Raw genomic sequence first — 21,503 nt, 5'->3', positions numbered from 1 at the left:
AACCGAATAACTACGACATATAACCTTTTCAATTGTCTGAGTTTTGGGTTATACCAACTATGATTTGATTTTACACCACACATGATTAGTTAAAGTCTTTAAATTGGGTGAGTTATATTTGACAACATAATGGTATTATTCAAATAAAATGTTGCTATAAAAGATACAAGGGTATTCATAAAAAGTTAGCTTTGTACACGCATATATGAAAAGCGACTATAAATAGGGGACAATGATAGGATAGCCTTCTAGCCTTATTGCACTGTTTAGATACTGAATGGGCAATACGCCTCTTAGTTGGTACTTATGTAGATGAACGGCTTTATGAAGAAGCCTTAGTAGAACTGCAAAGCCTGCCCAATACTCCCGAAAACGCCGAGTTTATAGCCTTGTACCAAGCTATTATAGAAGGGGGTTTGGAAGGGAGTGGAAAAGCAAATATAGCTGCGGTAATGGTAAATAACATTGCAGAAAATACGCTTTCTAAAAACAGTGCTTTAGCACAAAGTGTTTTGGCTGTTTATAAAAGTACTGATTACATAAGGCATGGGGCTACTATTAATTTGCTTGCAAATAATGTTGTAAAAATTCCGAATTATAAATTAGTGCCTAATCCGGCGCAAGACCAAGTTACTGTTATGTTTACAAGATATGTCATACCCAACCAAACACTGGAAATGTTTGATGTGCAAGGCAGATTAGTTCTGATACAAAAAAATATTGCACAAAACACCCTTGTAAATGTTTCCATGTTACAAACCGGCATGTATTTCTGCCGTTTATCTGATGAGGCGGACGTCGTAAAATTAGTCGTCGTGCGTTAGGTTTTTTCAATAAATGCGCAGGTGTTTGTTTACACACCTGCGCATTTTCACTTTTTAATTCGTGCCGGACATGAAAAAGGCAATTGCTTTAATCCCTTTTTTAATAATTTGCATTAGGTTTCAAGGACAAAATATACAATTCGCTTATTTTAACAAAGTTCTTGCCGATGACACCATGAACATATTGATGCAGGCATCAAAACCTTTTGCAAAAGATTATTATTCGTTTGGCAGTTACACTTCAAGCAGCCACAGGGCTTTGTATGTTTCCAAACTTGACGAAAACGGAAATTTGATGTGGATCAAAGACTTTGAAAAAGGTCCGCCGGGCGATCCTTACACGTTGGGCGTAATTGAATCCGGCACCCAAATTTTAGTGGAGGACGGCAATATCGCCGCAACTTACGAAAAAAGTCTGGACGTCTGTTTCACGAAATTCAATTTGGACGGAGATACCGTTTTGCACAAAAAATATGTCCGACCGGGCTGGCAGCTCGGGAAACAGATTATTTCCACGGCAGACGGCGGTTACGTAATAGCCGGAATGGAGCAAAACGCAACTGCCGACACCGTAAAAGCCTACGCCCTGAAAATAGATGCATGGGGCAACTTCGAATGGGACAAACGCTACCTCACGGGCAACGACGCCCGTTTTTTCACCGTGCAGCACACCCCCTGGGACGGCGGCTTCATCTTCGGCGGAATGGGCTATTCCGCCTCCACCGGCTACGATATGTTCGTGGTCAAAACCCTTGCCGACGGCGACACCCTCTGGACGAAAAGGTACGGAAACGAATTAAACGACTGTGGGGCAAAAGTAGTTAATTTAACAACTTATGAAGAATGGCTGTCAGGACAAGAGCCGAACTATCTAATGACCGGTTGTTTCAAAGAAGGGATAGTCAAAAAACTTTATCTTTCGGTTATTGATGAAAATGGAGTTGTCAAATGGGAAAAGAAGCATAACTTTTTACCTGAAATAAGCAGTTTTCAAGTATTTCCCGTAGTTAAAGCCGATAAAAGTTTTATCGGCAGCGGATATTACCAACCCGACGGCTTTACGCCCCAACCATATATAGCCGCTTTTCACGCCGACGGCAATTTAAATTGGGCAGTAACTCCCACCATCCATCCCGATAAACATGTTTATCTGAAAGACCTGCAACCCACCCCCGACGGCGGATATGTATTGGCGGGCTACCAGTACAGCAGCCCACAAACCGCCTGGGTTTTAAAAATAGACAGCCTCGGCAATACCTGTAGCTATATAGGTTGCGACAGCACGGTGGTGGTAGAAGTACTGCCCGGCGTCCCTTCCAATTCCAATCCGGAGGTTTCGGCAACGGTCTATCCCGTTCCCGCTTCTACCCGTCTCAACATCCGCTACCAAATTCCTGCCGGCATCCTTCCTTCGGGCAATGCCGGATGGTATTTGTACGACATAACCGGCAGGCAGGTAGCCGAAACCACCTTAACCGGCAACAACGGCATTGAGGAGATTTCGGTAGAACATTTGCCTGCTGGTATTTACTACTATCAGGTGTTGTTGCCCTTATCGGGGCAGGCAGTGGCAAGCGGGAAGATATTGGTAAGTGAAAAGTGAAAAACTAAAAGTGAAAAGTGGCTGGCTTTAACCGGTAGAAACTGCCTTGTTTTCAACCCTGTCGGCGTTGCCAACGCCAACAGGGTTTGCAAGGAAGATATTGAATTGAAAAATATTACCTATCTTTCGGTTGGAAAAACAGATAAACCGAGTTCATCTTCAAAATCCCGTAAATCATGTTTCGGACGTTTTGCCTGTCCCCACTGCTACACTGTTTAGACACCGAATGGGCAATTCGCCTCCTAGTAGGCACTTATGTAGATGAACACCTTTATGAACAAGCCTTAGTAGAACTGCAAAGCCTGCCCAATACTCCCGAAAACGCCGAGTTTATAGCTTTATATCAAGCCATTATTGAGGGTGGTTTAGAAGGAAGCGGGAAAGCAAATATAGCTGCGACAACGGTAAATAACATTGCAGAAAATACGCTTTCTAAAAACAGTGCTTTAGCTCAAAGTGTTTTAGCAGTTTGTAAAAGTATTGATTACATAAGGCATGGGGCTACTATTAATTTGCTTGCAAATAATGTTGTAAAAATTCCGAATTATAAATTAGTGCCCAATCCGGCGCAAGACCAACTCATCATTACATTTAGACAACCAATCAAGACCAATCAAACCTTAGAAATCTACAACCTGCAAGGTCAGTTGGTTGTAACCCAAAAAGGCATAGAACAAAATACGCTTGTTAATGTTGCCATGTTGCGATCTGGTATTTATTTTTGTCGTTTGTCTGATGAGGTAGATGTGGTAAAATTAGTCATTGTTCGTTAGTGTTTTTTAAAAGGCGTGGTGAGTGGTATTGCTGTCACGCCTTTTTATTTTTAAATGCACTTTGTATGAGAAATACTATATTTTTGATTTCATTTTTATTGTTTTCTATAAAGCTATATAGTCAAATAGAACAATTTACGTACTTTAACAAAACTTTCTCAAATGATAGTTTAAATATTCTGGCTCAAGTTGTACGTCCTAATTCTTTTGGCTACGTTATGATTGGGGGTTACTCTAGTACTAGTATAAGTAACGCAAGATATATAGCTCAATTGGATCAAAATGGTGAACTAATTTGGATAAAAAATTTTGTTGAAGGGTCTGAATGGAATGTTATAGAAGATGGAAAGTTTGTTACAGAAACAAACGATGGGAATTTAGTTGTTGCAATTGGTGGTATCGTTAATAGTGCTGCAAAAAAAATTCATCTTTTCAAATTAGATCAAAATGGAAACGAACTTTGGCATCGGGAATATGAAAATGACACTATAAAATTTATTCGTCACATTATTCAAACCGAAGATGGTGGTTTTGCCTTAGCTGGAGTAATTGCTACACAAGACACTGCAAAATTTCTGCTTATCAAGGCAGATGAATTGGGCTTATGGCAATGGCAACGTACTTATTCTATGGGTAACGATTCAAGAGCTTTCAGCATACAACAAACCCCCTGGGATGGAGGATACATTTTAGGAGGATGGGGCTACTCCACCACCACCGGCTACGATATGTTTGTGGTTAAAACCCTTGCTAATGGTGATACCATTTGGACGAAAAGATATGGAGGAAATGAAAATGATTGTGCAACATTTGCAATTCCTATAACAACATACCAAGAATGGTTGAATGGCGCAGTAATTGAGTACTTATTGTCTTCCTGTATATATGAGGGTGGAGTTAGAAAGTTATATTTAGCTAAAATTGATGAAGCAGGAAGCATCATTTGGCAAAAGAAGCATACTTTCCTGCCGGGTATAAGTGGTTTACAGGTTTTACCCATCATTCGCCAAGATAAAAGCTTTATCAGCAGCGGATACTATCGCCCTGACGATTTTACCCCCCAACCTTTCATAGCCTCCTTTCATACAAACGGGAATTTAGATTGGGTAGTAACCCCTACATTAAATCCGACTAAACATGTATATATCAAAGATCTCCAACCCACTCCTGATGGCGGCTACGTTTTAGCAGGTTATCAATACAACGACCCCCAAACCGCATGGGTCTTAAAAATAGACAGCCTTGGAAATACATGCAGTTATGTGGGTTGCGACAGCACCGTAGTGGCAGAAGTGCTGCCCGGCATCACCTCCAATTCAAGCCCTGAAATATCGGCAATGGTCTATCCCGTTCCTGCTTCTACCTATCTCAACATCCGCTACCAAATACCATCCGGCATCCTTCCTTCGGGCAATGCCGGATGGTATTTGTACGACATAACCGGCAGGCAGGTAGCCGAAACCACCTTAACCGGCAACAACGGCATTGAGGAGATTTCGGTAGCACATCTTCCGGCGGGCATTTACTACTATCGGGTGTTGTTGCCCTTATCGGGGCAGGCAGTGGCAAGCGGGAAGATTTTGGTAAGTGAAAAGTGAAAAACTAAAAGTGAAAAATAGCTGGCTTTAAACTGTAGAATCCAATTAACGAATTGTTTTTTCATAAAGCAACCATTGACGGCGGCTTTTCTGTTCCTCGTTCAGGTCGGGGTTTTGCCGGATGGCAAATTTTGAAGTTTTTGAGGTAACCCAGGGATTGGTCGAAAAAGTATGAATTTGCTCCGTTCTTTTTCGCTTTACCACCAAATTGAGCGGCACTCCTATCGGTGGGCGGTAGATAAGGTGTTTATGTGCAGAAAAGTTGCTGATGGAAATCGGAATATCGTTTAAGCTGATGAGATAGTCGCCTTCGTGTAACCCAAAACGGTCATTGGAAATGCGGATAAACTTCATCTTTTTAGCTTTATAGTCAGGCACCACCCAAAACTGACCAAACGTAGTAAAAGGCTCAGTTATAGAAGGGAAATATCGAACTCCTATTTTTTCAAATCCTTCAGTCAACGGCAAAATTTGTTTTCCTGTAATATAGCTGTTGACAAACTGTTTAATTTGCGGGTAACTCAAATCAACAAGAGTATCTAATAATGTCAAATCATTAAAAACTGATTCTTCCTGTTTACTCATCTTCAGAAGTAACTGACGAAGCGACTGTTTGTTGTTGCTTAATGCCGCAAGTTCAAGGTCGAGAAACAAGGCAACCAAAGCTCCCTGATGGTAAAAATTAGGATACCAGTAACGGAATTTGTTTTTCTTATGAAGGTTTTCACTCACCTCTGTCATACTCATAGCAGGAAACAGGTCGGCAGCCTCAATCTTTTTAGAAATTTCTTCCCAAAAATCTTCTTCAGTAATCAATTCGTTTTGCAATAAAAGCAACAAGGCAAAATATTCGGTAACTCCTTCGTACAACCAAAGATGCCGGGTTAGTTCTGCCCCGTTTACGGCTCTTGCACTGCGGTCGGTATGGAGGAGATGCGGTAAAAACAAGTGCATCAATTCGTGTGAAACCATGCGTTGCACTAACCGGTAAAGGTTAGGGGAATAGGTAATTTCGGGCAAAGCATAAAATGAAGAAGTGGCAGAACACATCAACCCTCCATATTCGGACAAGTTGAGTTCGGTAATGTTGCTTTTTTCTGTAAAATAAAACAGAAAAGTATATTCACTGCCCGGCAACCCGGTTTTAACAGTATCAAGCCGGTTGTCCATGGTCAAAAACCGGTTGACGGCAGCAACAACCGGCTTTAAGATATAGTATAGGTCGCGGGAAATAATCGCCTTCTTTTCAGAATAAACTGCAATCTTAAACCTTACACCCGCATAATGAAAGCTAAAAGTATCGGGGCGGGCATACAAAATAAGGTTTTCGTGAAGCAAATCTTTTTGCGGTTTGATAAAAACATCAAGTGTATCGGAGGGGTTATCAGGTATTCGTTTCAAATTAGTTGCCCCATACAGGTCTTTAGGTTTCAGGATATTCAATACCGCTTGTTCGTCTTCGTACCCCTCAAAATAACCGAAAAACCCGTTGCGGTTCAACAGGAAAAAATTGTTCTCCGGTTGAATATGCGATAAGACAGCTTTGTTGCTATTGTTAACATGATTGGCGACTACCTTATAGGTAAGCCTGATTGTCTGGCTGACCTCATAAATAAGGATAGCACTGTTATCAATAAGTTCATATTTCAAATATTTTCCGTTGCTGTCATAAACCGCAAGTTCTTCAATCCAATCGGTCAGATTTGACTGTCCTTCAGAGGTGCCTGCCGGAATGCGGTAAATAGCATAGTTTTGTTTAAGTTCCGGAGATTCTACAGTAACCGTTATTTTGTCAGCATCAGTATGAATTAAGTCAATGGTAATGGTATAATTGGCGTATAAAGCAACAGGAACTGTCGTAAAACAAAACAGTGGGACAAAGCAAACTTTAATAAAGAAAAAATAATAGTGAAGCATACCGGAAAAAAATTTGAACTAAAAATATCAGCACATAAAAGGGCGATAGCATATTAAAAAGGATATCCAATGGCCAAATTCCAAACGATATTGTCTTTGCGCCAGTCTTTTTTAAAAGGTTGCGCATCTTTAACCACCCAACCGTCAACAGGTGAATGAAGCGGAAAAGCCCAATCGAGCCGGAGAACAAAGAAAGATAGATCTATCCTCGCTCCTATTCCTGTTCCGATTGCGAATTGGCGATAAAACTGCGACCAACGAAATTTCGATTGCTCATCCCCTTTATATAACCAAACATTCCCGAAATCGGTAAACAAAGCCCCTTTTAAATAACTGTTCAAGCTAAAACGATATTCAACATTGGAAGCAAGTTTAACGTCACCGGTGCGGTCAAAATTGCCGGTATTTGAATCTGTGTCAAATGAGGTTGAATTTCCCGGACCAATACTTCGAAGCCTGAAAGCTCTCAGGTCGTTGCTTCCTCCTGTAAAAAATTGTTTGACGTAAGGCAATACAGAAGAATTACCATAAGGAATCCCAATTCCTGCTACAAAGCGGGTAATGATTGATTGCGATCCCTTTTGGTTCAAATAGACATATCTTCGAAGGTCAAAATCTAATCGCATGTATTGTGCAAAAGGAACATTGAGCAGTTGATACGGATGTTTCTCAGTATTTGCAAGTCGGCTGATAAGATAGGCCAGGTTTCCGGTCAATTCCAGACTGCTTTTAAAATAGGTGTAGTTTCTCACCTTACCCCCTATCGGAGCATTGGAAAAAAAATAGGTATAGTTAGAACCAAAGATAAGTTGATTGGTAAAACTCCTTTTTTGAATAGGGTTTTGGTCTAACTGGACTAAAAAAGCAGAATCGGCAGAAATTAACTGCACGAAATTAAGAAAAGCGGGAGTGAATAAATGGTGAGCAGTTCGAGAGGCTTTCCAATCATAAATAAAATTAAAATTTGCCAACCCGATATTATATTGCTGAAGTCTTCGCGCAAAACTATATCCTACTGAAAAATTGGTAAACGGAATGAAATAGCGTGAAATCTTTCCCATTTTAAAAGGAACGAGCAATTTAGGCACCTGAAGTTTGGCTTGACCATTGATTTCAAAGGTATGGATAAATGTTTGACCTAAAGGGGTTTCAATACCCGTTCCAAGGTTGAGACTAAAAGCTTCTGCTCCTCTGAAACGGTTTTTGTCGCGAAAGCTAAGATTCAATAATGTGCCCAAATAACCTTCCACTGTATTAGTTTCTGCTTCAACCTGCACCTCTCTTCTGGAATCAGGAGTAAGGTAAACATAGGTATCCAACAAAGCTGAAGTATCCGTTGGAACTTTTTGAAACCTGATGTCCACAAATTTGAATAAATCTAACTGTAGTAGGTGGTTGAGTGTATATTCATAATTCCGTTGAGAAAAAAGAGAACCCTTTTTAAACAACATTTTATCGGCCAATGCAGCAGGTCGAATTTCATGGAGTGAAGTGATGAAATAATAATTTTCATACACAAGAGTATCTGCACCCACTGCATCGGTATATAAAGCTGAATATTCGGGATATACAAAAACGCGGTTTAGCCGGTATGGGCGATAAGGTTCTCCATCTTTACTTGTCAAAGGCTTGACTGTTAACCGGATATTGTGGTTAGTTTTCGAAGAATCTGCTTTATAGGTTATTGCTTCCGGGATATAATCAAAATAACCTGCCTGACGAGCTTGCCGGTAAATTCTGTTTCTTTCCTGAGTGAGCATCTCAGAATCATAATATGCGCCCGGTTTTAGTAATGTTTCTTTCTCACGGCTTTTTACCAAACTACCCAAACTGCTGCTATCTGTCTTAAAAACAATTTGTTCGTATTTATATTGATGATGCGGGCTGACAACATAGTTCACCTTAATCAGTTTGTTGCGCTGTATGGTATCATAGCGGGCCTCTGCATCAAAAAAGCCACGGTTGAACAGATAGTTTTCAATTTGGCGGATATTTTTTTGAGCGGCTGCAGTTTGAAAGATAACGGGTTCTTCGGAATATCGTTTGACTAAAAACCTGTTTAAGCCTTTAGGTTTGATCAGTGAACGGTAATGAATCCAAAGTTTTGTTCTGAACAACCGGAACAGTTTCTGGTTGGGTTTTGGAGATATAAGCCCGTTAAGATCTGATGTGATAGATTTAGCATTTCCTGCAAAAGATTCTTTTTCGATGATGACCTTAGCACCATCGTACAAAAATTCTGATTCAGCTAAATATTGGGTGGTATTACAAGCACTAAATAACAAGCATAACACCACAAAGACAACACAACAATAATTGGACAAAACGAAATGATTTGTATGAAGGTAAAAGAATTCGGACAAAATCCTTTAGTACCTTACCGGCAAAGCTCCCAACTTACCTGCATTTGCACGGAACAAATCGAAATCTGTCAGGTTGACACTGCCATCCATATTACAATCTGCATCAAAATACCCTCCGCTAAAACCAACCTGATTAAAGAAAACGTTAAAGTCGCGATAGTTAATAACCCCGTTGGCATAACAATCTCCGGCAGCCATTGCATATTTAGCAGTTGATACTTCGACCAAAGTACTTGCACCATACATAGAATTTGAGGCAGTGAAAAAGTTGTAAGATGCAAACTCATTGGGCAAAGCAACCATAGTATTGCTTACAATAGGAAGGTGATTTCTTGAACGCACAACTACATAATAATTACCGGCCAACACACCGGGGAAAATCACGCCCTGACTTCCGTCCAAATCGGTCAACACACCATCCTGACGCAAAAACGCGGCTTTTCTGCCCTGAACATTAAAGTTAGCGTCAAGCAAGTCTATCAACAACCAGTCAACGATGTTGGAAGCTACGGATGCCACACTTTCTGTTCCGGGGTAATTCCAGGGGGGGCGGTTAAATGGTTGAGCAAGACCGATATGATTACCTGCTGCCAAAGCTGTGTTCATGTTGCCAAGGGCATCGTTGTAAGGGCCCTGCAACAGTGCTTTAAAGTACAGCTCAGCTCCCGGAGTAGTACACGCATAATTAGCACTCCAGCCGGAACCAACTACAAATTGGTCAGAGGTAAAAGACACAAACATACTTCCACCGGTAGAAGAAACAGGTGCAGGAATAGTAGTTCCGGAAAATGTTCCAAGACTTGGAGCCAAAGCGTTGCTGCCATTATAGATCCTGACAAAATCATAACCTGCTTCCGTATTAAAAGAGGTAAAGGTCAGTGTGATGCTGGTAGCTCCCGAAGGTGCAATTAACCAGGTACAGTTCATATTATTGCTGTAGTTGGTGCTGCCGCTTCCATCACTAAAAACACCATTGCAATTACTGAGCGTAGTTATAGAAGCACAGGCTTGTGGAACACAGGAATAGTTGGCTTTCCATCCGGCAGAGTTTACGGATGCATCGGAGGAAAAAACGACAAACATGGTACCGGACACAGCAACAACCGAAGAAGGAAGTGAGTTGCCGGAAAATGTGCCCAACAAAGGAGCAAGTGCTGTTGTGCCATTGTAAATACTAACCGCATCAACACCCGACTGAGTATCAAACTCTACAAAAGACAAGGAAACCGGTAATCCATCTAATGGTGAAATCAACCATGAACAATTCATATTGTTTGCATAATTAGAAGCGCCGCTCCCATCACTAATGGTACCGCTGCAACTGTTAAGTGTTGTAGTTCCAGAACATAAGACTGGGAGTGTGCAATTGTAAGTAGCATCAAAACCTGCGCCGGTAACAAATTGATCTGAGATGAACGTAATATAAAGACTGGATCCGGTTGAGTTGATCGGTGGTGGAATGGAAGAACCCGAAAAATTACCCACTAAGGGAGCGGATGCATTTGCACCGTCATAAACTTTCACAAAGTCATAATTCGCTTCCGTATTAAATGCAGTGAATGTGAGTAAGATATTTTCTGCGCCGGCAGGCGAAATCAGCCAGCTACAGGATTGAAGGTCGTTATAGTTTTGTCCGGCACTACCGTCTGTGATTGTTCCATTACATTCGGTAAGTGTTGTATTACCACTGCAAGGACTGAAAGCCTGAATGACTAAAGTCTGGGTAGTAGAATTCTGCAAATTAGGCATAACACAAGTATTGGTTGCCGTCAAAGTAACGGTATAGGTCCCTGCTGCCGTAAAAACATGGACCGGATTTTTCAAAGTAGAGGTATTATTTGCTCCGGATGCAGGATCGCCAAAATTCCAACTGTAGGTAATTGCGTTTGCCGAAGTATTATTAAAGGTAGCATTTACCCCTGATGCACCGGCAGTAAAAGCGGCAGTTGGAGTTCCGCTAACCACTTCTACCGCAACCTGATTTGAAAGAGAAGTGCAGCTTTGAGGGCTTAAAATGGAAACTGTGTAATTTCCGGCTAAACTTGCATTATAGGTGCTTGAGGTAGCACCCGTAATGTTGGTTCCGTTTCTCTTCCATTGATAGGTGTAACCGGTACCGGTTGGGGTTGCCAGCAACTGAACTGTGTTGCCTGAACAGATACTTGTATTGCCATTTGCCGATGCGCTTGCAAAATCGGAGGTTAAACAGGTGGCACTTTCTATCCGGCTTCTGATTAAATTACCGGGTAAAGTGCCGAAACCGTTGTTAAAATTGATTCCGTTTCCTGTTAAATGGCAATAACTCATACAAGTTCCGCCTCCTACAGGAGCCGGTCCGTCTGAACAGGAACCTTCTACATCATAACAGTTATCTATAGCTCCGCCGGCCCATCCGCACCAATGTGTATGCCGCGAGCCAAGATTATGCCCCATTTCGTGTGTAACACAATTGACCGACCATGAATAAGTAGGGAAATTCTGATACGTTGTGCTGATATTGCTGTAAGCATGACGACTCGAACTGCAAAGCACATTTAACCAGGCAATTCCCCCAAGGTTATTGTTATTGGTCGAAAACAAATGTGCCAAATCTCCATTAAAACTACTCCCCACCTGAGAAGAAAATGCATCTAAAGAAGCAGATGACGAAGAATCGGGATATGGGTCAGGAATAGTCCACACATAGATTTGAGAAATCTGGGTGGTTACCTGTTCGTTGGCATATATTGTTGCCACAACATTGTACAATCCGGTCGTGTGATTGGTAACATTCGTCGTGCTGCTGCTAAAATCCAGATACATGTCGTAATCGCAATGAATAAATACCTTGATCACTTTGTCGCATACTAACTGAGAGGCAGCATCTGTATTCAGATTTTCGGGATTCAGGTTTTTCATGTTGTAACCATCCGGCAGGAGCTTTTCCTGTTCATCAGTATCTTCGTCGTTTACCGCACAGGTAAATGGGTTTGAAACCGTCAGTTCATGGTCGTTATAAATGACATATTGATTCTCTTTGTTTTTTAGTTTTCCGAGAACATAGTTTCCTGAATTGTCTGAAATAACCCCCATTACCTCATTTTCAAACAGAGAAACAGCAGCAAGTGATTGTGTATCACCCTGAATGATGCCGCGGTAATATAATCCCTGACAATAAGGTTCGTGGTTTTCAATATTTCGACCTTTTGCATTGGTTACAAAAAAATCGTCTGTCAAAATCTGAGCTTGTGTAAGTTCCAACTGAATGGTTCGGGTAGGAGATACCGGAACAGATAAAACTATATGCGGATAATTGCCCTGTAAGGCAAGCAACAGTTTTTTGAAGTCTAAGTCCAACAACTGAGCTTTGGGTGCAAAGGTATAAACCGGATGGTTTTTATCTATTTCAATAGTTCTTTCAAAAATATGGACTTGTTTAAATGATTCATTTGCTTGTTTTAACGAAATAATTTCCTGAGCAACCGGTTTAAGATTTTGTTTAGCGAAAGTATTATTTACTGAAAAAGCAAAAAATGACAATAATAATACAGAATTAAGCAGATTAAAAACAAAGTTAGATTTGGTAGAAACTGATTTCATGAAATACAAATTTGTGTCCTTATGATAGAAAAAACCATACAAAATTACAAAACCCCTCAAAGCCTTGCAGCAATGAGGGGTTTTTTTTACAAAAAAAACAAATTATAGTTCGCAGGATGCTAAATTATTACATCATACCACCCATTCCACCACCCGGATGACTATGTCCACCTGCTTGTTCTTCCTGTGGTTTGTCCACAATCAAACATTCGGTAGTCAATAACATACTGGCGATAGAAGCTGCATTTTCGAGTGCAACCCGGGTAACTTTAGTGGGGTCAATTACACCTTGTTCCATCAAATCGCCGTACTCTTCGGTATGTGCATTGAAACCGTAAGCACCTTTGCTGCTTTTAATTCTTTGTACGATGATAGAACCTTCCAAGCCTGCATTGGCAGCAATTTGACGAAGGGGTTCTTCCAAAGCTCGTTTGACGATGTCAATACCTGTTTTTTCATCATCGTTAGCGCCTTTCAAATTGGTAAGAGAAGAGATTGTGCGAATATAAGCCACACCACCACCGGGAACAATGCCTTCTTCGACAGCTGCACGGGTAGCATGAAGTGCATCATCTACACGGTCTTTTTTCTCTTTCATTTCCATTTCGCTGGGAGCACCAACATATAAAACTGCCACACCACCGGCCAATTTAGCCAATCTTTCCTGCAATTTCTCGCGATCGTAATCAGAGGTGGTTGTTTCGATTTGAGCTTTGATTTGGTTCACGCGAGCTTTGATTTCATCGGTATTGCCAGCACCGTTAATGATGGTAGTGTTATCTTTATCAATAACGATTTTTTCGGCACGACCTAAATATTGAAGTGTGGCACTTTCCAATTTATAACCACGCTCTTCTGAAATAGCTGTTCCACCTGTAAGAATGGCAATATCTTCCAGCATTGCTTTGCGGCGATCGCCAAAGCCCGGAGCTTTAACCGCAGCAACACGGAGCGTGCCGCGAATTTTATTGACCACCAAAGTAGCCAAGGCTTCACCATCCACATCTTCGGCAATAATCAACAAGGGACGACCGGTTTGAACTGCTTGCTCCAATACAGGTAAAAGCTCTTTCATGTTAGAAATCTTTTTGTCGTAGATCAACACAAAAGGATTTTCTAATTCGGCTTCCATTTTATCGGCATTCGTAACAAAATAGGGAGACAAATATCCGCGGTCAAACTGCATACCTTCCACAACGTCCACATAAGTATCTGTTCCTTTGGCTTCTTCCACCGTAATCACTCCCTCTTTTTTCACTTTTTCCATGGCCTGAGCAATCAGTTTACCGATTTCCAGGTCATTATTGGCAGAGATAGTTGCTACCTGTTCGATTTTTTTATTTTCATCGCCAACCTGAACTGACATATTTTTCAGCACTTCGACAACTTTGCCAACAGCTTTGTCAATTCCTCTTTTTAAATCCATCGGATTTGCACCTGCTGCAAGACTTTTTAAGCCGGCTGTAATAATTGCCTGAGCTAAAACGGTTGCTGTGGTAGTTCCATCGCCGGCAATGTCAGAAGTTTTTGAGGCAACCTCTTTTAACATTTGAGCGCCAAGGTTTTCAGTCGGGTCTTCCAGTTCAATTTCTTTGGCAACTGTAACTCCGTCTTTAGTAATGGCAGGTGCTCCAAATTTTTTCTCGATAACCACGTTTCTGCCTTTAGGGCCTAACGTTACTTTAACGGCATTTGCCAAGGCATCAACGCCTTTTTTGAGTTTTTCTCTCGCATCAGTTTCATACTGAATGATCTTAGCCATAATGTTATACGTTTATTTAGTTTTGTTTTGTTAAAAATAATTAAGTACTAAAAAAAGCAAAAAAACTGCCGTTTTGATTATACAACGGCAAAAATGTCAGATTCTCGCATAATCAGGTAATCTTCCCCTTCGATTGTCAGTTCTGTGCCGGCATATTTACCATACAAAACGCTATCGCCTACTTTTACAGTCAATGGCTCGTCTTTTTTTCCGCCACCTACTGCAACAACAGTGCCGCGTTGTGGTTTTTCTTTAGCCGAATCAGGAATAATAATGCCCCCTTTTGTAGTTGCTTCGGCTTCTGCCGGCTTTACTACTACTCTGTCTGCTAACGGTTTAATGTTAACGCTCATAAAATAAGTGTGTTTTTAGTTTTATTGAACAAGAATTTTCAATACCCATACTGCACAAAATATGCCAACCGGTATTTTATGCCATATTTTCCGAATTATGTGAAATTATAACGGACAGAATTGGCAATTTTGTCACTATGTGCTTTTTTCCTGATTGAACCTTGTCAGTTTTAAATGTTCTAAATTATCTTTCCAAAAATTAAAATCCTGATCCTATGATCCGCTTATCTTCCAATTGGCTAACAGAAGGACTTATTGATGCCGAGTATAAAAAATACATTTTACTGGCATACTTACAGGAAGTCCATCGCAACTTCGATGAGCATAGATTGTATCCTTTCCTTTCAGATTTGATTTACCATTACCGGAGTTTGATTTCACTTCAGAAAAATAAAGAAGCCGTCAGCGGGCATTTTCCCAAAAAAATCGAAAAAATTGATCTCGAAAACTTTACCATCGAATACGAAAAGGTAATGAACGATGATGTATATCTTGACGAAATAGAAACTATTCTCAATTTTGCCATCCCAAAGCTGCAAAAACTCCTCAACAACGGAACCGAGATATATGAATTTGTGGAAACCAAAATCAATATATTACCCATCGGAATTGTTCCGTTAAATGCCGGGGAAGGTTATATGTTAATCAGCAATGGAAATACATCAGAAACACATGCTTATACTTACCGCGTCAGTATTTTTGACAATGCCGAAGAAAAGTACCGGGCTATTAAAACCAATTTCTTTTCTAATTATACCCGCAGTCTGAGCAATACTTACGAAAACATCAAAATTGATTTGATAAAAAGAAACAAAGACCTGCCAAACCCTGCAATTTTTGCCATTCAAAGCCCCTGTACTTTTCCTTTGCAAGAAACCCTGCTGCCGGTTGCCAAAAGGAACTTGGTGCGCCTTTTGAGTACTAAGTATATGGCATAGTGAAAGGGTAAAGTAGCGGCCAACCAAAGCTTATATATGTCCGGAAGATGAATTGAAAATGTATAGTTTATCGTCTGTTAACAAGCAGCTTGATTATCAAATTAATATTTTTTTGCGGTTATTTCGCATCCATGAAAAGTTACGTCATTGAACTATGCGAATTGAATCACAAGACATTAGATAAAATATTGAATCACCGTACAGGCAGAACTCATGCTATGAACAGTAACCGAATTTTTTTATACCTTCATCAATAAGTCTGTCGAGTTTTAGCTTGGCAAAAAAATCGAGCTTAGATTCTTTAACATTATACTGATACAGGTTCGCCTCTACTCCTACCGGTGCTTCAAAGTTATGAGAAAGTTTTTGAATGGGCAAGCCTTGGTTACCCCTAAATCCCCTGCAGGGGACTTTTTGCTTGCTTCGTGGCAACTTGATGGGGTTATATTGAGCGGTTCTCCGATTGGTTAAGTTTTATATTTTGGTGTTGGTTGCTGTGTAGTAGTCTATGATGTTTAAAATGGTTTCTGAGGGGGTGCGGTTGGTGCTGATGTGTTTGATGCGTTCGCTTTGGTGGCGGACGGAGTCTATAAATTCGGGGCGTTTTACATCGGATATGTTGATGGGGGTGGCACCGCCTACTCGCCGTTCACAGGTTCGTTTTTGCAGTTTGCGGCCGGTGGCATCGTAAATCCAAGTGATGGTTTATGCTATTGGGACTTTTCTTCCTGTAGCCAACCCCGTTTTTTTGCCTGTTTTAACAGCCATGGATGCGTTTTATCTGGATTTTTTATGATAAATGCTTTAAGGTCTTCTTCTTTCAACCTTTTCATTAAAGGATTGGCGGCTTTGTAAATCGAAAATATTGTTAACCCCCCAAGATACCATCTTGAACGAGGATGGTTTAAGTATTTCATTTCGTCTTTATGAATTCCACTGGCAAGATAAAGTACGGTATCTTGAGAAACAGAAACCGCAATTGCATTTTCCATCTCCGATGTATAGTTTTGAGCACCTTCGTACTTGCCTTCAACCTTGACCAAATGACAACTCACGTTATCTTTAACCTTAAATCTGTAAAAAAAAAGTACGGTATCGCCCCGAAAAGCAAAAGTGTCCAATGCTATTTCAAAAAAAGGAATTTCCCTGCGTGTCCATTTATAGGGCTTAACTTCTTCCAAAGTTTCCGGATTGTTGTATTTCTCGCAAAACGACAATCCGTATTCGCGGTACAGAAACCAACGGCCAGTGTCGAATTCTGCTTCCAGATTGTGTGCAATGATGCTGGGCGGATAATCGGGATAATCCGATGCCGGTTGGTTGGTAAGACAACCTGCAAAAAGAACACTCAAAAGAATAAGTACAGACGTTTTCATTTGCTGAATTTAATAATGTTTTGTTTTCTTATTTTAATGCCGGTATTTGGGCGTTTGCTTTGAACTATACAGTTGCCGGTAATTTTACCTGCGGTAAGTAAATTAACTCAAACAAGCCCTATCGCAGCGGGCGGTTTTGCGAAAAAAAGGGAAACATCGTTATTTTTCGGTTGGTTGGTCAGGCAGCCAACCCCGTTTTCTTGCCTGTTTTAACAGCCAAGGATGCGTTTTGCCGGGATTGTTTACGATAAATTTTTTGAGGTCTTCTTCCTGCATCTTTTTCAGACGGGGGCTAGAATACAAATCACCCCAGTACCGGCTACCACCCAAGTACCACCTTTCATTGGGATTGTTCAGGTCTTTTATGTTATCCCTGAAAATTCCCTCGGCGAGATACAGCACCGTGTCTTGGGATAATGACACTGCAATAGCGTTTTTCGTTGGAAACGGGGTACCGGGTATCGAATCGAACCTGTCGAAATAATCAATAGTAATACAATGCAGATTGTCTGCCGCTTTGAACTTGTAGAAAAAAAGTATGGTGTCGCCACGGTATGCAAATGTATCCAAAGCAATTTCAAAAGAGGGAAATTCCCTGTTTATTCCCTTTAATGACCGATACCCGTAAATAGATACGGTATCAATGTAAGTGTAGCAAAGGGACAGCCCGTACAGCCGGTAAAGAAACCAGCGGCAGGTATCGAATTCGGTTTGTAAATTGTGCGCCGTTATTCCCGGCGGATAATCGGGATAATCAATATCGGTCTGCTTTGTGAGACAACCTGCAACAAACATGCTCAAAACCAAGAATATTATTGCTTTCATCTGATGAGTTCTAAAGGTACGGTAATATTTGACGCGGGCATATGAGTTCTTTTTCCGTCAACGTAAATTGTTTTTTCAGAGCGGTACAAATACATATTTTTCGGGTCTATGGCTATGTTGTGATAACGGTTGCCTTTACTGCTTTCAATAAATCTGTCTTGATCTGACGGGCCCGCGTGACCTTCAACCGGATGATTCCTTCGGGGTTGTAGCTTATCGCCGGTGCCGACCAATATCTCGTAGTCGCCCGGCATGGGGTGGAGATGGGCATTGCCTGCTTCACCAAATTGGGGGCTGACGTAATTAAATGCACCGTCGGTATAGCCTATGCCTTTTGCAAAAACCTCTCCGTTCGGGGTTAATCCCAATCTGATTCCCCACTCGGCAAAAAAACCGCCCTCGACCGGCTTGCCGTTATGGGTCATGCTTATTATTTTGTCATTATCATAAGTAACATTGTCATTGCCGCCTTTACCGTATTTATCGGCAAATTCCAATAACCCGCCGGTAAGGTAAGTTATCCCCTGTGTCCGAAGGTTTTGATTCGACGCGTTGCTGTGATAATCACCAAAAACACCGCTTTCTCTCAAATCCCGAAAATCGGCAACTTGCGAATTGGGAATTACGACAACAGCATCGGGCAGGTTATCGTTGGAAGGGCTTCCTATCATTTGCCCGCTTTCGGAGAAATACCAGGTGCGGGACATACCGCGCGGGTCTATAAATACAACGGGATTATTCCCAACATAAACATAAGGGCTTTCGTGATAAAACTTCTCCGCCAAAGGATCTATCTGCCCCCACCTATTAATTTGCGGGTCATACCACCTTGCGCCGTAGTCCATCCAATGCAATCCGAAATCTTCGTTCAGTTCTTTGCCGTTGTATTGATAATTATTCCCTTCCCCATCGAAGGTAGTGGATAATTCTTGAATGGGCAGGCCGAAAGGATAATAATTGGTTTGTTGGAGGATTTCGGGGTCTCCGTCGTTGTCGGAGTCGGTGAAACAGATGCGGGTGTTGCCTAAGTGGTCGCGCAGGGAGTATTCGTGGCGGAGGTTCATGCCCGGTAGCAAGTTGATACGCCCTTCTTCGTGATAGTAGGCTTCAGCTATATTGTTGTCGTATTCTACTGCCCCTATATAGTCGCGTTTGTCGCAGTTGGTCGGAGGTTCTTCCGGTGGTGGCATACTTTCGGCGGGATTGGTGAAAGTGGGCGGTATCAGGCGTTTGATAAATTGTTTTGTCAGACAACTCTTGAATACCATGTGTTTAGAGTTCGTGAATCCCAATAAACTCTGAATATCTGAACGAGAAGATAGCAATGATGTACTCATAAAATCCAACTATACCACTACATTCATAATGTTCGAAGTTCCTCTATCGGCAGTTTATATTTTCTCCAAGCCACACATTTACAAACTGTCGATTATTGGCAACATAATCTTTTAGAATACTATAATCAAAATTGTCTTTGTTAAAATAAATTGATCCTTGAAACATTAGCGTTAATTTGTTTTTAACGAAAGCGGCCTGCGTATATATATCGGGGAATTCGGGGCTTACGCAATAACCTTCATGATAATATTCGAAATACAAGAACATAGTATCGTTTTGAATTATTTTGTGTTGAACGACAATATCCAAAAGTAATAATGAAGGAACTTCCATATTTTCTATATACCCGTATTCATCTAAAGATTGACAACCCCTATTATATACAGGTTGAACAACATACATTCCGTTTGTAGTACGTTTTTGTTTTCGTTCACAATAAATAAGCTTTCTATACGCTTCCAATTTAAACTGACATTCAATATCTTTAGACACCAAGTTTGTGCTTTTCCGACAACTTAAAAACAACATAATGCTTAACAACGCTAATATAATTTTCATTACCTATTAAATTTATTGAGTGGAACAGAGAATGATTTTGCCTCGCTATTTCCATAAAAATATATTTCCAAGCCTCCTTCTTTGTTACGTCCGGTTACTATTCTATAATAATTTCTAGGTTGAGATTTCAAGATATCTTGAGTAGATGGGCCAAATTCAGCAGGTCCCGTCCCATACGTCCCATCATCCTTATAATAAAATAGTTGATTTCTATTATTATATGGATGACTATGGATATCAGAAACAATAGTACCAAATAAAACCTCAGAATTTTTAGGGGATTCAGACGCACCATGCGAACCGATATTGTCGTTATAGCTACTCCCAACATAAACGTTCTTTCCATCAATTGAATATAAATTGTTTTTGCTTTCAACTTTGGCAGGTTGACCTATTTTACCGTTACTGTCAGCTTCAAAGAAGTTGCCTGTTTGGTCACGCCTGGCATCAGACCGCAAAGCGAAATTTTTTATGCCTTCCACCATATAGCTTACACCCATATTTCTCATATCGCTTGCGCCTTCATTACTGTAAGAGGCATCCCTTTGCCCGCCGGTCAGGGAATGAAACCTGTCAATATTTCCGCTGCTAACTGATGTTACAGCATCAGGCAAATCATCATAAGAATAATGAATAAGTTTGCCGTCTTGATCATAATAAGCGGTGTTACGCCCATCAGGATCAACAAAAATCACCGGATTTCCCAAAACATAGTTATACCCACTCCAAGCATAAAACTTCTCCGCCAAAGGATCAATCTGTCCCCACCTGTTGATTTGCGGGTCGTACCACCTTGCGCCGTAGTCCATCCAATGCAACCCGAAATCCTCGTTCAGTTCTTTGCCGTTGTACTGATAATTATTCCCTTCTCCATCGAAGGTAGTGGATAATTCTTGAATGGGCAAGCCTTGGTTACCCCTAAATCCCCTGCAGGGGACTTTTTCCCTACTTCGCAGGTTATGGTGCAGGTATGGATGTAACCTTGCTATAAATTGGTTTGTATTTGGATGTTGGTGTTAATCCTCAAATTCAATGGTATTCCAAATCCTGACAGCTTCTTTTCTGTACTCCTCTATAGGAAAAATGGTGTCTCGCGCTATATCATAAACAAAAAATACACGCCCCCGTATGGTCATTTCAAAATGATACATGCTGTCAATAGGTTCCGTAAACTGCATTTCATTAAACTCGTCTAATCGCTTATACCTCCATGCAACTCTGCTTCTGCCTACCACCTCCGATATCAACAGGCTGTCTTTATTCTTATCAATTTCTGCATCAAAGTACATTGTCAATAACAAATCCTCCCGCATGAGGCTGCCAATGTAGTTAATCCTATCAGCCAAATCTTCAGGTGTATAATTAGGCCGGCTTGGCTTTTGGTCAAGCCTGTCTTTATGGAAAGACAGATACAGCTTTTTAAAAGTATCTTCTTTATGACAATAAAAACCTTTCCAATCTGCATCCAGCCCACCAGAACAACTTCCGTCACCTGTCCATTTGCTCCAGAAATCATTGTAAGTAACTTTTTCATAATTAACTGGAGGATTAAAATGCACTTTACTGCAAGCTATTGGAAAACAACCGTTTTCGTCTTTTTTACATTCTGATAACCGGCAATGACTGCAAAAAAGCATTACCGCCAGCAATAAAGCCATCAGATAAATCGAGTATCCGTACTTCATGGGGACTGTTA

The 21,503-nt window shown here is 40.9% G+C and carries 16 protein-coding genes; 5 read left to right on the top strand and 11 right to left on the bottom strand.

The features are described 5' to 3' along the window. The first annotated feature begins 257 nt into the window (after window positions 1-257). From IPM47_11735 to IPM47_11720, 4 genes are all read left to right on the top strand, one after another. Window positions 258-824: a T9SS type A sorting domain-containing protein gene (locus tag IPM47_11735; GenBank protein ID QQS27568.1), complete on the top strand. Its 567-nt coding sequence runs from the start codon at window positions 258-260 to the stop codon at window positions 822-824. 70 nt (window positions 825-894) lie between these two features. Next, entirely contained in the window at window positions 895-2,427 is a 1,533-nt protein-coding gene (locus IPM47_11730; protein ID QQS27567.1) for a T9SS type A sorting domain-containing protein, read from the top strand. A gap of 176 nt (window positions 2,428-2,603) precedes the next feature. After that, entirely contained in the window at window positions 2,604-3,200 is a 597-nt protein-coding gene (locus IPM47_11725) for a T9SS type A sorting domain-containing protein (protein QQS27566.1), read from the top strand. Between the two features lie 65 nt (window positions 3,201-3,265). Continuing rightward, complete coding sequence (locus tag IPM47_11720) at window positions 3,266-4,798, top strand: T9SS type A sorting domain-containing protein (protein QQS27565.1); 1,533 nt, start codon at window positions 3,266-3,268, stop codon at window positions 4,796-4,798. 45 nt (window positions 4,799-4,843) lie between these two features. Here IPM47_11720 and IPM47_11715 read toward each other — a convergent pair whose 3' ends face one another. From IPM47_11715 to IPM47_11695, 5 genes are all read right to left on the bottom strand, one after another. After that, window positions 4,844-6,715 (bottom strand): hypothetical protein, encoded by a 1,872-nt coding sequence (locus tag IPM47_11715; GenBank protein ID QQS27564.1) that lies wholly within the window; start codon window positions 6,713-6,715, stop codon window positions 4,844-4,846. A gap of 53 nt (window positions 6,716-6,768) precedes the next feature. Further along, on the bottom strand, window positions 6,769-9,039 hold the full coding sequence (locus tag IPM47_11710) for a BamA/TamA family outer membrane protein (GenBank protein ID QQS27563.1): 2,271 nt from the start codon (window positions 9,037-9,039) through the stop codon (window positions 6,769-6,771). 45 nt (window positions 9,040-9,084) lie between these two features. Beyond that, window positions 9,085-12,657 (bottom strand): PKD domain-containing protein, encoded by a 3,573-nt coding sequence (locus tag IPM47_11705; GenBank protein ID QQS27562.1) that lies wholly within the window; start codon window positions 12,655-12,657, stop codon window positions 9,085-9,087. Between the two features lie 127 nt (window positions 12,658-12,784). Then, complete coding sequence (gene groL, locus IPM47_11700; protein QQS27561.1) at window positions 12,785-14,419, bottom strand: chaperonin GroEL; 1,635 nt, start codon at window positions 14,417-14,419, stop codon at window positions 12,785-12,787. 77 nt (window positions 14,420-14,496) lie between these two features. Then, complete coding sequence (locus IPM47_11695; GenBank protein QQS27560.1) at window positions 14,497-14,772, bottom strand: co-chaperone GroES; 276 nt, start codon at window positions 14,770-14,772, stop codon at window positions 14,497-14,499. A 215-nt stretch (window positions 14,773-14,987) separates the two neighbouring features. Here IPM47_11695 and IPM47_11690 point away from each other — a divergent pair, with 215 nt between their 5' ends. Beyond that, on the top strand, window positions 14,988-15,710 hold the full coding sequence (locus tag IPM47_11690; protein QQS27559.1) for a hypothetical protein: 723 nt from the start codon (window positions 14,988-14,990) through the stop codon (window positions 15,708-15,710). 710 nt (window positions 15,711-16,420) lie between these two features. Here the strand turns inward: IPM47_11690 and IPM47_11685 are convergent. From IPM47_11685 to IPM47_11660, 6 genes are all read right to left on the bottom strand, one after another. Further along, window positions 16,421-17,086: a hypothetical protein gene (locus IPM47_11685; GenBank protein ID QQS27558.1), complete on the bottom strand. Its 666-nt coding sequence runs from the start codon at window positions 17,084-17,086 to the stop codon at window positions 16,421-16,423. Window positions 17,087-17,245: 159 nt separating this feature from the next. After that, window positions 17,246-17,911: a hypothetical protein gene (locus tag IPM47_11680; GenBank protein QQS27557.1), complete on the bottom strand. Its 666-nt coding sequence runs from the start codon at window positions 17,909-17,911 to the stop codon at window positions 17,246-17,248. Further along, on the bottom strand, window positions 17,908-19,179 hold the full coding sequence (locus IPM47_11675; GenBank protein QQS27556.1) for an RHS repeat-associated core domain-containing protein: 1,272 nt from the start codon (window positions 19,177-19,179) through the stop codon (window positions 17,908-17,910). Before IPM47_11675 ends, IPM47_11680 begins: the two co-directional genes overlap by 4 nt. Window positions 19,180-19,291: 112 nt before the next feature. Further along, the gene (locus tag IPM47_11670; GenBank protein QQS27555.1) at window positions 19,292-19,807 is read right to left on the bottom strand and encodes a hypothetical protein; all 516 of its coding nucleotides are present in this window, start codon (window positions 19,805-19,807) and stop codon (window positions 19,292-19,294) included. Next, the gene (locus IPM47_11665) at window positions 19,807-20,796 is read right to left on the bottom strand and encodes an RHS repeat-associated core domain-containing protein (GenBank protein QQS31454.1); all 990 of its coding nucleotides are present in this window, start codon (window positions 20,794-20,796) and stop codon (window positions 19,807-19,809) included. The genes IPM47_11670 and IPM47_11665 overlap by 1 nt, the downstream gene beginning before the upstream one ends. 27 nt (window positions 20,797-20,823) lie before the next feature. Beyond that, window positions 20,824-21,492, bottom strand: coding sequence for a hypothetical protein (locus IPM47_11660; GenBank protein ID QQS27554.1), 669 nt, complete (start codon window positions 21,490-21,492; stop codon window positions 20,824-20,826). Window positions 21,493-21,503: the final 11 nt, after the last annotated feature.

This window comes from Sphingobacteriales bacterium, from assembly GCA_016700115.1.
Taxonomy (GTDB): domain Bacteria; phylum Bacteroidota; class Bacteroidia; order Chitinophagales; family UBA2359; genus UBA2359.
Note: the sequence above shows the minus strand (reverse complement) of the source record. Positions and strands in the feature narration are given on the sequence as shown.

What these genes read in the sequence shown, in the direction of transcription:
- IPM47_11730 (QQS27567.1), top strand. Translation starts at nt 895, where the DNA reads ATGAAAAAGGCAATTGCTTTAATCCCTTTTTTAATAATTTGCATTAGG.
- IPM47_11725 (QQS27566.1), top strand. Translation starts at nt 2,604, where the DNA reads ATGTTTCGGACGTTTTGCCTGTCCCCACTGCTACACTGTTTAGACACC.
- IPM47_11720 (QQS27565.1), top strand. Translation starts at nt 3,266, where the DNA reads ATGAGAAATACTATATTTTTGATTTCATTTTTATTGTTTTCTATAAAG.
- IPM47_11715 (QQS27564.1), bottom strand. Translation starts at nt 6,715, where the DNA reads ATGCTTCACTATTATTTTTTCTTTATTAAAGTTTGCTTTGTCCCACTG.
- IPM47_11705 (QQS27562.1), bottom strand. Translation starts at nt 12,657, where the DNA reads ATGAAATCAGTTTCTACCAAATCTAACTTTGTTTTTAATCTGCTTAAT.
- groL (QQS27561.1), bottom strand. Translation starts at nt 14,419, where the DNA reads ATGGCTAAGATCATTCAGTATGAAACTGATGCGAGAGAAAAACTCAAA.
- IPM47_11695 (QQS27560.1), bottom strand. Translation starts at nt 14,772, where the DNA reads ATGAGCGTTAACATTAAACCGTTAGCAGACAGAGTAGTAGTAAAGCCG.
- IPM47_11690 (QQS27559.1), top strand. Translation starts at nt 14,988, where the DNA reads ATGATCCGCTTATCTTCCAATTGGCTAACAGAAGGACTTATTGATGCC.
- IPM47_11685 (QQS27558.1), bottom strand. Translation starts at nt 17,086, where the DNA reads ATGAAAACGTCTGTACTTATTCTTTTGAGTGTTCTTTTTGCAGGTTGT.
- IPM47_11680 (QQS27557.1), bottom strand. Translation starts at nt 17,911, where the DNA reads ATGAAAGCAATAATATTCTTGGTTTTGAGCATGTTTGTTGCAGGTTGT.
- IPM47_11675 (QQS27556.1), bottom strand. Translation starts at nt 19,179, where the DNA reads ATGGTATTCAAGAGTTGTCTGACAAAACAATTTATCAAACGCCTGATA.
- IPM47_11670 (QQS27555.1), bottom strand. Translation starts at nt 19,807, where the DNA reads ATGAAAATTATATTAGCGTTGTTAAGCATTATGTTGTTTTTAAGTTGT.
- IPM47_11660 (QQS27554.1), bottom strand. Translation starts at nt 21,492, where the DNA reads ATGAAGTACGGATACTCGATTTATCTGATGGCTTTATTGCTGGCGGTA.